Below are 12289 nucleotides of genomic sequence, written 5' to 3'. Positions count from 1 at the left end.
TAGTTAAAGTGGTCAGTTAACGACTGTTAAAACGCCATGCCGAATACGACTATTCCACTCATTTTCGAGTATTAAAAGGTTCCACAGCGCAGGCAAGACACATGCTGACTCGCACTGAAGAAACAAGATACAGAAGCGCGCATGCTATCAATACCGCGCCTGCCATACCATAAAATTTATATTACTGATTTTCGGCCAATCTTTAGCACAAAAAAACTGCACTTCGACTTTAGTTAAAGATTAAGACTGAAATATACCCTAAATAATTCAAGTTGCAGGAAGGCGGCAATTGAGCGCAGCCAACGCACATGCAGCTTGAAGTATGATGGGTCTAAAGGCATTTATTCAGGCCAATTCACCTTTAACCAAAGGAACAAAACGCACGGCCTCTACCGTCTCAATTTGGAATTCATTGTTACGGCGTTGCACACATTTCAAGGTTTGAGCCTGCTCCCCAACGGGAAGAACTAATATCCCACCTTCATCCAATTGTTCAAGTAAGGCACTTGGAATTTCTGGCGGAGCTGCTGTGACAATGATCGCATCAAATGGCCCGCGTGATGCCCAACCTAACCAGCCATCACCATGGCGGGTAGAGACATTATGCAGATCCAGTTGCTTTAGGCGACGTTTTGCCTGCCACTGTAACCCTTTGATTCGTTCAACTGAACAGACATGTTCGACTAAATGCGCCAAAATTGCGGTCTGATAGCCAGAACCGGTACCTATCTCTAATACCCGAGAAGTCGGTGTCAATTGCAACAATTCGGTCATCCGTGCCACCATGTACGGCTGAGAAATAGTTTGCCCTGAACCTATAGGTAGAGCTGTATTCTCATATGCCTTATGGGACAACGCCTCATCAACAAAACGCTCGCGCGGCACCGCTTCGATCGCTTGTAACAAGCGCTCGTCGTGAATACCTTGCTGACGTAACAGCATCAACAATGTCTGCATGCGTTTATTTACCATTCCTCGTCACCCTAGGTGTTTTAACCAGTAATGTTGGCTAACCAGTTTTCAACCACGTCTTGCGCCGCATAGGCGGTTAAATCAACTTGAAGTGGTGTTATAGAAACATAACCTTGTTCAATCGCAGCAAAATCAGTGTCCGGTGCTACATCAAATTTCTCCCCCGGCGGTCCAATCCAATAGAGATCTTGCCCCCGTGGGTCCTGCTGACAAAATACCTGCTCTGCTGGATGGCGACTACCACAACGTGTAACTCGAATACCTTTAATTTCAGATAAGGGTAAGTCAGGTACATTAATATTAAGTATCTTACCGGTACGCAACGGCTTTTGTTGTAAAGCACGCAATAAACGGCAAGTGACTGCTGCTGCCGTAGCATAATGCTGATGGCCGTTGAGTGACACCGCCAGAGCAGGAAAGCCTAAATGCCGCCCTTCCATTGCGGCGGCCACCGTGCCGGAATAGATAACATCATCCCCCAGGTTCGGGCCTGCGTTGATACCGGAAACCACAATGTCAGGCCGGGGGCGCATTAACGCATTTACCCCGAGATAGACACAATCTGTCGGAGTACCTTGCTGCACGGCAATATCGCCATTGGATAATGTGGTAATGCGTAATGCACAGTCCAAAGTCAGTGCATTGGAAGAACCGCTGCGATTACGATCTGGGGCGACGATTTGTACCTGCGCAAACTCGCGCAATGCAGCGGCGAGCGCTTGTATCCCTGGCGCAGAAATACCGTCGTCGTTACTCAGCAATATCCGCAGCATCGGCATTATCCTGATTCATTATTTCTCTTACCACACTGGTGGCAAAACTGCCCGCGGGTAGCCAGAAGCTGAGTTCAAGGGTTACGTCATCCCACCAGCTCCACACCATATTCTGTGGCTTTAGCAGTACAGCCCGGCGAGCAGCCTCAACACGTTCACGCTTAATCAACGCCAGTAATTCACTTTGATCCGCGATACATGACTGTTCAAAAGCCAATGCTTCGTCCTGCGTTCCCAGTTCGCCGTCGCCTGGCAGTGGGGCCGTCACATTCAATTCACCCGCATCAACACGCTGCTGTAACGCCACCAATTCATCAGCACTGGCCACAAACCAACTGCCACGACCAGATAACTGTAAAGCATCGCCTGTCAGCACCGTGGTTGCTTGCTGTTGCGCCAGACGGCAACTGCTAATCAGGTTGAACATCGCACTACGGCTAGCGGACAAGTAAAAGCTGCGTTTACTGCGCTCTTTGACCCGAATTTCATTATTCGCCCACAGACGAGCCTGCACCAGATTATTACCACCACGGCCAAACCGTTGGCTGCCAAAATAGTTGGGCACTCCCTGTGCGGCAATCTGCTGCAACCGTTGTTCTACATCCTGACGATCAGTGATATGACGCAACACCAGGGTAAAAGCATTGCCTTTCAGTGAACCGATACGCAGCTTACGTTTCTGCCGCACTGCTTCCAGCACTTCACACCCTTCCAGCTCGAACGTAGCGAGATCCGGTGCTTCTTTGCCCGGTAGGTGCAAGCAAAACCACTGCTCTGTGACAGCGTGGCGATCTTTCAAACCCGCATAGCTCACTAAACGCGGATGAAGCTTGGCAAAACGCGCCAGATAGTCAGCAACAAATTGCGTATTACAGCCATTTTTGCGAATACGGATCAGCAAATGTTCGCCTTCACCATCAGGTTCAAAGCCTAAGTCCTCAACCACCACAAAATCTTCGGGATTGGCTTTTAAAATGCCACTCGCTTTGGGTTTGCCGTGCAGCCAGGTTAGATTTTCCATGTCCATCGTTATGCCTTAACCCTGTTATGCTTTAACCAAAAGCGCCACGGCTTCACATGCAATACCTTCACCACGGCCAGTAAAACCAAGTTGTTCCGTGGTGGTGGCTTTTACGTTGATATCATCCATATGACATTGTAGGTCTTCCGCCAAATGCACGCGCATTTGCGGGATATGGGGGGCCATTTTAGGCGCCTGGGCAATAATGGTAATGTCCAGATTACCCAGCTGGTAGCCTTTCGCCAGAATACGGCGATAAGCTTCACGCAGCAAAGCACGGCTATCAGCACCTTTAAATGCCGGATCGGTATCAGGGAATAATTTGCCGATATCACCTAACGCAGCCGCCCCCAATATTGCATCGGTAGCAGCATGTAATGCGACATCACCGTCGGAATGTGCCAATAGGCCCATCTCATATGGGATACGCACACCGCCGATAATAAGTGGGCCAGCTCCGCCAAATTTATGAACATCGAAACCATGACCAATTCGCATTAATTGCACTCCTTATAATGCCTTTATTACTTGAGGTTGCAGCAGCATTAGTCGCTGTTACTCACCAGAATCACAATGACTGGGCCAGGCCTGCTGAAATTTACTGGCGGCAACACCCATTAGTTGGGCTATTGACGTTGGGTTAAATAAAACTCGGCCAAGGCCAGATCTTCAGGGCGCGTCACTTTGATATTATCCGAACGACCAGACACTAATATCGGATGATAGCCGCAATGTTCTAATGCAGAAGCTTCATCAGTGACCACCGCCCCTTCGCGCAAGGCGCGGGCCAAGCATGTTTTTAATAACTCAAGCGGGAAAAGTTGAGGTGTCAGGGCATGCCACAACGCTTGACGATCTACAGTATGGGCAATGGCTGGATGATCGCCAATTTGGACAACGGCCTCACTGCGCTTCATGGTGTCACGTACTGGTGCTGCCAGAATGCCCCCGACATGGCTATGGTCGATAATCGACAGCAACCTTTCAAGGTCATCGAGATGTAAACAAGGACGAGCCGCATCATGGACCAGCACCCACTCAGTCTGCCCTGCACATTGTAAGCCCGCCATCACCGAATCAGCCCGCTGCTCACCACCGTGAACAAGCGTGATCCGCGGGTCCTGCGCAATAGGTAACGTTGAAAACTGCGTGTCCTGCGGATGTATTGCCACAATAATCCGCTGAACGCGTGGATGCCGAAGCAAAGAAAAAATAGCATGTTCAATGATTGTCTTGCCTGCCACAGTTAAATACTGTTTAGGGCAATCAGCCTGCATACGGCTGCCAATACCTGCAGCCGGTAATACCGCAATGACGTCAGGAAGGGAAACTGCAAAATTACTCATTATTTATTATTGCGCGTTATTGGACGACGAAGGGATACCCGCATTACGTCTGGATTGGTCAGGAACCAGACGATAGAAACTTTCGCCAGGCTTGATCATGCCCAGTTCGTTACGTGCGCGTTCTTCGATAGCCTCTTGACCACCATTTAAATCATCAATTTCAGCAAATAGCTGATCGTTCCGAGCTTTAAGTTTGCCGTTATTGGCCTCTTGCAGCGCCACGTCATCCTTAACCCGAACAAAATCATGAACACCATTCTTGCCCAACCACAGTGAATACTGTAGCCAGCCAAGTAAAATCAGCAATAGTAGTGTAAGTTTTCCCATTCCCGCCCCCTGAAAAACTGCCTAATCATCCCACAACTTTTCGTCGGACTCCACTCTGTGAAGGAAATAGGTCATAAAGCTCAGATTAAGGATGATTTCCGGCAAAAATACCATGCAAATCTACAAAATGTCATTAATTGCTGGTTTTGAGTGCGCGGTAAGCCCTGCTGTCACTACCTCTTATTGCCCCCTGCAAATCATGCAGAGATAAACACTGCAAAAACTGTTTTTGGCATTAGCTTATACCAACACTCAAGTTAAAAATGCATATTTAATCTCGCCTAAAACAAATAAACCCCATTACAGTTGAGTTTATAGGTATAAAAGTTTATTTTTATGCACTCAAACTGCATAAATAAAAAATTTACCTTAACTCGTTGCTACTTTTACCGGGAGATTCACATGTTTAAACGTTTAATGCTGGTCGGAACTTGTCTGGCCGCCGTATTGTCTGCGGGTAGCGTTGTTGCAGCCGAGCCGACTTATGTTGTCGGTTCCGGTGGTACCTACCGCCCATTTGAGTATGAAAATAGCCAAAAACAACTGGAAGGTTTTGATATAGATATCATCAAAGCTATCGGTAAAGCTGAAGGTTTTCAGGTCAAATTGGTGAATACGCCGTGGGAAGGGATTTTTGCCACATTAGGCTCCGGTGATCGCGATATCATCATTTCGGGTATCACCATTACGGATAAACGTAAACAAATGGTTGATTTTTCAGATCCTTATTTCCCTGCCGAACAAACTATCGTCGTGGCTAAAGGCTCTAAAGTTGATTCCATTGCGGCACTGAAAGATCTGAATGTTGGCGTGGTGAACTCAAGCACCGGCGACATCGTGGTATCCGATGTTCTGGGTAAAAACAGCACTGCGATCAAACGCTTTGATAACACGCCACTGATGCTGCAAGAACTCTACGAAGATGGCATCGCTGCCGCCGTAGGTGATGTAGGTGTCGCCAAGTTCTACCTGAAAACCCACCCGGAAAAAGCCTTTGAACTGGTTTCCGATACCAAGTTTGAGCGCCAATATTTCGGTATTGCGGTGGCGAAAGGTAATGAAGAATTACGCACCAAAATCAACAGTGGTTTACAGAAAATCATTGCTGACGGCACTTACGCCAAAATCTATGAAAAATGGTTTGATGCACAGGTACCAACACTGCCAGCCGCAACCCAGCCAGCAAAATAACCCTTTCTTATATACGCCACCGCTGCGTGAATGCGCGGTGGCTTGATTGACCGGATCACCCTATGTCAGGATTTCGTTGGGAAATCATTCAGGAATACGCCCCACTGTTTATGGACGGTGCCTGGATGACAATTAAGTGCACCATTATCTGTGTGATTTTGGGCACAACCTGGGGGTTAACCCTCGGTCTGGGCCGTCTGGCGCAAGCGCCTCACGGTATCTGGAAGCCAGTATTGTACTATTTCGTTCAATGGCCAGTACGCATCTATATTAGTGCTATTCGTGGCACACCCTTATTTGTGCAAATAATGGTGGTGCATTTCGCGCTGGTACCACTGTTTATTAACCCACGGGATGGCATTCTGGTCACCAATGGCATTATGTCTTCTGATTTTGCCAGAATGCTGCGCTCAGATTACGGTGCTTTTTTATCCTGCGTCGTGGCTATCACGCTGAACGCGGGTGCTTATGTTTCTGAGATTTTCCGTGCGGGTATTCAGTCAATTGATCGCGGCCAGATGGAAGCCTCGCGCTCATTGGGAATGAGCTACGGCAAAACGATGCGCAAGGTTATTCTGCCTCAGGCTTTCCGCCGGATGTTACCGCCACTGGGTAACAATGCCATCGCTATCGTAAAAGATTCATCGCTGGCCTCTGCGATTGGCCTGGCTGACTTAGCCTATGCTGCTCGCACCGTTTCTGGTGCCTATGCGACTTATTGGGAACCCTACCTGACCATCTCACTGGTTTATTGGGTTATCACATTCTTACTTTCGCTATTAGTGCGGCATATGGAAAAGAGGTTCGGTAAAAGTGATTCACGTACATAACCTACAAAAACAATTTGGCGAAACCCATGTGTTGCGTGGCATTTCTTGCGACATTCAGCCAAAAGAAGTGGTTTGCATCATTGGCCCATCCGGTTCGGGTAAAAGCACCTTTTTGCGCTGTATTAATGCGTTGGAGACGTTATCCGGGGGGGAAATAACCGTTAATGGTTTTGAGATCCATAACCCGAAAACCGATCTCAACCGGATGCGCGAAAGTGTCGGCATGGTGTTCCAACGTTTTAATCTATTCCCTCATATGACGGTGTTGGAAAACCTAACCATGGCACCTATGGATGTTAAAAAGCTGCCACGAGCGCAAGCCATAGAACGGGCTGAATTGTTGTTACGCAAGGTGGGATTGCTCGATAAGATTGATGCCTATCCCAGCAGTCTTTCTGGCGGTCAACAGCAACGCGTCGCCATTGCCCGAGCCTTGGCAATGGAACCTAAAATCATGTTGTTTGACGAACCGACTTCAGCGCTGGACCCGGAGTTAGTCGGTGAAGTGCTGGCGGTGATGAAAGCATTAGCACTGGAAGGGATGACCATGGTGGTAGTGACTCATGAAATGGGCTTTGCCCGAGATGTTGCCGACCGGGTGTTGTTTATTGATCAAGGGGTGATACAGGAAGAGGGGCAACCGGAAAAAATCTTTACCGCCCCGACTAACCCGCGAACTCAGGCATTTCTCAGTAAGGTGCTTTCAGCGCAAGGGTAAACGGTTACCCATTGAAGATGTTACAAATTGAAGCGGGTTATTATCGGGTGAAACCGAATAGCCCGCCGATTTGCTCACCAACCAGTAAGAAATGAAAACAGCATCCAGAATAAACACAATACGGCAATACCACTCCCACCAATGGTAAATAAGAGATTACCGCGCGATAACACACTCAAAGCAATACCTACCAACACTGAAACCGGCATCAGCGCCAGAAAGAACGGCCAAGTGTACAGCAGGAAGAAGACGGTATTGGGACCATAGACAAAGAAAGGTATCGCAAACGCCAGCCAATAGAAAACAAAGCCTGTAACACCACCGAGAAAGGAGTATGACGGCTCCTCCCTTTCCCGCTGTTCGTCGATAATAATTTGGGTGATATTCTGCATAGCAATCCTGTGGGCACAGTTTACCAGCACGCTCTAAGGGCGTTTTGCCGGTAGCCATTAGTATAGATACCCAGCGTAATTAGCGTTACAGGTAGGCAGCAAGCTAATACATCCCGATGCGCTTACACAGTCAAGTGATTCGGGTGAATGCGTGCAGCTAACGGCCCTGTAGCTTCAAGTACAAAGGGTATCATTTAGGATTTGATAATAGCTCGACCACGCAGTACGTCTAACAATTGTTCAATCAAATTTGTTACTAATTGTTCACCCGGCAAATGAATATCAGCGTGTTCGGGTGATTCATAAATAGAGTCAATGCCAGTAAAATTTTTCAGCTCGCCAGCACGGGCTTTTTTGTACAAACCTTTAGGGTCACGGGCCTCACAAATAGCCAACGGTGTATCGACAAATACCTCAATAAACTGGCCTGATGCCAACATATTGCGCACCATTTCCCGCTCAGCCCGATGAGGTGAGATAAACGCCGTCAGCACCACCAACCCGGCATCTACCATCAGTTTGGCCACCTCCCCGACGCGACGAATATTCTCGCGCCGGTCAGTATCAGAAAAACCCAAATCACGGCATAAACCATGGCGCACATTGTCGCCATCCAGTAAGTAAGTGCTAACACCGCGAGCAAACAGTGCCTGTTCCAGCGCACCGGCAAGGGTAGATTTCCCTGAGCCAGATAAACCGGTAAACCACAGCACCACCCCTTGGTGCCCATGCTGTTGCTCCCGATCCTCTCGGGTCACCGCATGGGGATGCCAGATGATATTCTCATCAGCCGGCAGAGCGCCCGATTCATTAACATCATGCGTTTTCAACGGATCGGCGTACAAGTTATTTACCCCCTAACAGATCACGCGCGCCCCAGTGTGGGAAATGGCGGCGAACCAAAGCATTCAGTTCTAACTCAAACGTACTGAATTCAGTATTTTCCTGATAAACCGACGCCAGCGTTTCGCGAATTAACCCTGCACCAACAGTGACATTAGTCAGCCGATCAATAAAGATCATGCCACCGGTATCCCGATTGCGTTGATAGCTGTCGAGCACCAGCGGTTCATCAAATGCCAGTTCAACCAAACCAATGCCATTAAGCGGCAGGCTGTCAACTACCCGCTGGGTCAATGAGTTGATTTCCACCTGATATTGAATATTTTCCACCCGCGCACGGGTCTTTTTCCCCGCTACTTTGATGTCATAACTTTGTCCAGCCACTAACGGCTGTTCCGCCATCCACACCACATCCACCAGCGCATTTTGCGCCGCTGTTAAGGTCTCACTGGCATCAACCAATAAATCGCCACGGCTGATATCCACTTCATCAGTCAGCACCAAGGTTATGGCTTCGCCGGGGATGGCTTGCTCCAAGTCACCATCAAAAGTAACAATGCGCGCCACACTTGATTCCACACCGGACGGCAGCACTTTTACTCTCTGCCCAACGCGCACCACACCGGCAGACAAGGTGCCAGAATAACCACGAAAATCCAGGTTTGGCCGGTTAACATACTGCACCGGGAAGCGCAGCGGCTGCTGCCGGCTGGTATTGACCACATCAACACTTTCCAGCACTTCCAGGAGTGTCGGGCCGGAATACCAATTCATTTTCTCGCTCGGTGATGCCACATTATCGCCATCCAGCGCAGATAGAGGGACAAACTTGATGTCGAGATCCGTGGGTAATTGCTCGGCAAAACCCAGGTAATCTTCTTTAAATTGTTCGAAGACGCTTTCCTGATATTCCACCAAATCCATCTTATTCACCGCCACTACCAAATGGCGGATCCCCAGCAATGTAGCGATAAAGCTGTGACGGCGAGTTTGATCCAATACCCCTTTGCGGGCATCGATCAACAAAATCGCCAGATCGCAGGTAGAAGCCCCGGTCGCCATATTGCGGGTATATTGCTCATGCCCCGGTGTATCCGCGATGATAAATTTGCGTTTCTCGGTTGAGAAATAGCGATAAGCCACATCAATGGTGATGCCCTGCTCACGCTCGGCCTGCAAGCCATCAACCAATAACGCCAAATCCAATTTTTCACCCTGAGTGCCAATACGTTTACTGTCAGTGTGCAGCGTTGATAACTGATCTTCATAGATTTGGCGGGTATCATGCAGTAAACGCCCAATCAGGGTGCTCTTACCGTCATCCACACTGCCACAGGTCAGAAAACGCAACATCGTTTTATGCTGTTGGGCATGCAGGTAAGCTTCTACTCCACCCTCGTTGGCAATCTGCTGGGCGATAGAGGTATTTTGTAAAATCATCGATTTGTTCTCTGAAACTGACAGCTCATCGACAACGGGCTGATCTTGTAATTTCGTGCTCATTGGGCGCTCCTCAGAAATATCCCTGACGCTTTTTAAGCTCCATCGAGCCGGATTGGTCACGGTCGATCATTCGCCCCTGACGCTCACTGGTGGTAGAGATAAGCATCTCTTCGATGATGGCCGGTAAAGTTTCAGCCTCGGACTCTACCGCGCCAGTCAATGGCCAACAGCCCAAGGTGCGAAAACGCACCATCTTCTGAGTAATGACCTCACCCGGTTGTAAATCAATTCGGTCGTCATCCACCATCAGTAACATGCCATCACGCTCAACCACCGGGCGAGGCTTTGCCAGATACAGTGGAACAATGTCGATTTTTTCCAAGAAGATATATTGCCAAATATCCAGCTCAGTCCAGTTGGACAGCGGGAACACGCGGATACTTTCGCCTTTGTTAATTTGGCCGTTGTAGTTGTGCCACAGTTCCGGGCGCTGATTTTTTGGATCCCAGCGATGGAAGCGGTCACGGAACGAATAAATACGCTCTTTGGCGCGGGATTTCTCTTCGTCACGCCGTGCGCCACCAAATGCAGCATCAAAACCATATTTGTTCAGCGCTTGCTTCAAGCCTTCGGTTTTCATGATATCGGTGTGTTTGGCGCTGCCGTGAACAAACGGGTTAATGCCCATTGCTACCCCTTCCGGGTTGCGGTGGACCAGTAGCTCGCAGCCAAATGCTTTAGCGGTACGGTCGCGAAATTCATACATCTCGCGGAATTTCCAACCGGTATCCACATGCAATAACGGGAATGGCAAATTACCGGGGAAGAAGGCCTTGCGCGCCAAATGCAGCATCACAGAGGAATCCTTACCGATAGAATAGAGCATCACCGGATTACCGAATTCAGCGGCCACTTCACGGATGATATGGATACTCTCCGCCTCCAATTGCCGCAAATGAGTGAGTCGTTTTTCGTCCATAACAGATCCTTTATGCCAAATTCACGACTGACGGGCTGATAGCCTGTTCAGTCTGTGGTTGTTGCCCAAACCAGGCGATTTGGTGATGTAAATCCACCACTTCACCGATAACCAGCAGTGCTGGGGTCGGCGCCTGATGTGCTAATGATTCCAGTTGGGCCAGTGTGCCCGTCAAAACTTGTTGGTCAGCACGGGTTCCCCGGCCAATTACCGCTACAGGGGTGGTGCTTGCCCGACCATGGGCTATGAGCTGACGGCTAATCTCGGCGGCTTTCACTGTTCCCATATAAATCGCCAAAGTTTGGCGGCCTCGAGCCAGTGCCGGCCAATCCAAATCATCGCCATCGGCGCGGCAATGCCCGGTAATAAAGGTCACGCTCTGAGCATAGTCACGATGCGTCAGGGGGATACCCGCATAGGCTGTCGCCCCACTTGCCGCCGTCACTCCCGGCACCACCTGAAACGCGATGCCCGCACGCGCCACCATTTGCAGCTCTTCACCACCACGGCCAAAGATAAACGGATCACCGCCTTTCAGCCGCACTACCCGTTTCCCCTGCTGCGCCAGCGAGACAAGTAATTGATTGGTTTCTTCCTGTGCTACCGAGTGCGCTCCCGCCCGTTTGCCGACACAGATACGTTCAGCGTCACGCCGTACCAGATCCAACACTTCCGGGCTGACTAAATGGTCATATAACACCACATCAGCCTGCTGAATCACTTGCAGGCCACGTAATGTCAGCAAACCTGGACAACCAGGCCCCGCCCCCACCAAAGCAACCTCACCCTGAGTGCTGCGCTGCCCCTCCAGCTCCCGTTGTAATTCCTCTTCGGCTTGTGCTAACTGACCACGGCTAATCAGACTCGCAAAGCGGCCACTAAATGCATTTTCCCAAAAGCGACGGCGCTCTCCCATCGAGGCGATATGCTGTTTAACCCGACCACGCCAGCGCCCGGCAACGGCTGCCATATCACTCAGGCTGGCAGGTAGCAGAGCCTCTAACTTCTCACGCAGTAAACGCGCCAGCACCGGAGCTTGACCGGCAGAGGAGATAGCCACCACCAGAGGGGAGCGATCGACAATCGACGGGAAGATAAACGAGCAGCGGGGTTGGTCATCAACCACGTTAGCCAAAAGATGTCGCTGATCCGCAGCGGTAAAAACAGCGGCATTCAGCACGGTATCGTTGGTGGCGGCAATCACCAAAAAAACATCATCCAACTGTTCCGGCAAGAAAACCTTTGCAAGCCAGTTAATGCGGCCATCCTGATGCTGTTGTTCCAGTTCAGATGAAAGAGCCTGTGCCACTACCCTCACCTGTGCACCCGCGCGGTGGAGTAAATCAATTTTTCGCGCAGCGACTTCGCCGCCGCCAACAACCAATACTGGGCGCTGTTTCAAGTCGGCAAATAGAGGTAGATAGTCCACAACGTCCTTCAATTACATGATAAAG

14 protein-coding genes are annotated in these 12289 nt (G+C 49.6%); 3 read left to right on the top strand and 11 right to left on the bottom strand.

Annotated elements, in window-relative coordinates; translation table 11 throughout:
* Positions 1-345 precede the first annotated feature (345 nt).
* The 6 genes from V1956_RS06530 to ftsB all read right to left on the bottom strand — a co-directional run bounded on the left by V1956_RS06530 (position 346) and on the right by ftsB (position 4439).
* Complete coding sequence (locus V1956_RS06530) at positions 346-972, bottom strand: protein-L-isoaspartate(D-aspartate) O-methyltransferase (protein ID WP_050086457.1); 627 nt, start codon at positions 970-972, stop codon at positions 346-348.
* A 20-nt stretch (positions 973-992) separates the two neighbouring features.
* Positions 993-1745 carry a 5'/3'-nucleotidase SurE gene (gene surE / locus V1956_RS06525; protein WP_083160391.1) on the bottom strand — a complete coding sequence of 251 codons (753 nt, stop codon included), beginning with the start codon at positions 1743-1745 and terminating at the stop codon, positions 993-995.
* Positions 1723-2772, bottom strand: coding sequence for a tRNA pseudouridine(13) synthase TruD (gene truD / locus V1956_RS06520; protein ID WP_420070881.1), 1050 nt, complete (start codon positions 2770-2772; stop codon positions 1723-1725). The genes surE and truD overlap by 23 nt, the downstream gene beginning before the upstream one ends.
* Before the next feature lie 18 nt (positions 2773-2790).
* Positions 2791-3264: a 2-C-methyl-D-erythritol 2,4-cyclodiphosphate synthase gene (gene ispF, locus V1956_RS06515; RefSeq protein WP_442824922.1), complete on the bottom strand. Its 474-nt coding sequence runs from the start codon at positions 3262-3264 to the stop codon at positions 2791-2793.
* Positions 3265-3392: 128 nt separating this feature from the next.
* Positions 3393-4112 (bottom strand): 2-C-methyl-D-erythritol 4-phosphate cytidylyltransferase, encoded by a 720-nt coding sequence (ispD, locus tag V1956_RS06510; RefSeq protein WP_372558064.1) that lies wholly within the window; start codon positions 4110-4112, stop codon positions 3393-3395.
* 6 nt (positions 4113-4118) lie between these two features.
* A complete protein-coding gene (gene ftsB / locus V1956_RS06505; protein WP_083160397.1) occupies positions 4119-4439 on the bottom strand; it encodes a cell division protein FtsB in 321 nt (106 codons plus the stop codon).
* A 402-nt stretch (positions 4440-4841) separates the two neighbouring features.
* On the opposite strand from ftsB, the gene V1956_RS06500 reads away from it, so the two are divergent.
* The 3 genes from V1956_RS06500 to V1956_RS06490 all read left to right on the top strand — a co-directional run bounded on the left by V1956_RS06500 (position 4842) and on the right by V1956_RS06490 (position 7178).
* Positions 4842-5630 (top strand): basic amino acid ABC transporter substrate-binding protein, encoded by a 789-nt coding sequence (locus V1956_RS06500; RefSeq protein WP_372558063.1) that lies wholly within the window; start codon positions 4842-4844, stop codon positions 5628-5630.
* Between the two features lie 62 nt (positions 5631-5692).
* Positions 5693-6460, top strand: a complete 768-nt coding sequence (locus V1956_RS06495; protein ID WP_005181636.1) for an amino acid ABC transporter permease — start codon at positions 5693-5695, stop codon at positions 6458-6460.
* Entirely contained in the window at positions 6444-7178 is a 735-nt protein-coding gene (locus tag V1956_RS06490) for an amino acid ABC transporter ATP-binding protein (protein WP_372558062.1), read from the top strand. The genes V1956_RS06495 and V1956_RS06490 overlap by 17 nt, the downstream gene beginning before the upstream one ends.
* A gap of 74 nt (positions 7179-7252) precedes the next feature.
* Here V1956_RS06490 and V1956_RS06485 read toward each other — a convergent pair whose 3' ends face one another.
* From V1956_RS06485 to cysG, 5 genes are all read right to left on the bottom strand, one after another.
* The gene (locus V1956_RS06485) at positions 7253-7570 is read right to left on the bottom strand and encodes a DUF3561 family protein (RefSeq protein WP_083160403.1); all 318 of its coding nucleotides are present in this window, start codon (positions 7568-7570) and stop codon (positions 7253-7255) included.
* 194 nt (positions 7571-7764) lie between these two features.
* Positions 7765-8415, bottom strand: coding sequence for an adenylyl-sulfate kinase (gene cysC, locus V1956_RS06480; protein ID WP_372558061.1), 651 nt, complete (start codon positions 8413-8415; stop codon positions 7765-7767).
* Between the two features lies 1 nt (position 8416).
* Positions 8417-9916 (bottom strand): sulfate adenylyltransferase subunit CysN, encoded by a 1500-nt coding sequence (cysN, locus tag V1956_RS06475; protein WP_442824921.1) that lies wholly within the window; start codon positions 9914-9916, stop codon positions 8417-8419.
* A gap of 10 nt (positions 9917-9926) precedes the next feature.
* The gene (cysD, locus tag V1956_RS06470; RefSeq protein ID WP_004706274.1) at positions 9927-10835 is read right to left on the bottom strand and encodes a sulfate adenylyltransferase subunit CysD; all 909 of its coding nucleotides are present in this window, start codon (positions 10833-10835) and stop codon (positions 9927-9929) included.
* A 10-nt stretch (positions 10836-10845) separates the two neighbouring features.
* Positions 10846-12264, bottom strand: a complete 1419-nt coding sequence (gene cysG, locus V1956_RS06465; RefSeq protein WP_372558059.1) for a siroheme synthase CysG — start codon at positions 12262-12264, stop codon at positions 10846-10848.
* Positions 12265-12289 lie beyond the last annotated feature (25 nt).

Origin of the sequence: Yersinia sp. 2540 StPb PI, assembly GCF_052217165.1 — a bacterium.
GTDB classification, from domain to species: domain Bacteria; phylum Pseudomonadota; class Gammaproteobacteria; order Enterobacterales; family Enterobacteriaceae; genus Yersinia; species Yersinia enterocolitica_E.
Note: the sequence above shows the minus strand (reverse complement) of the source record. Positions and strands in the feature narration are given on the sequence as shown.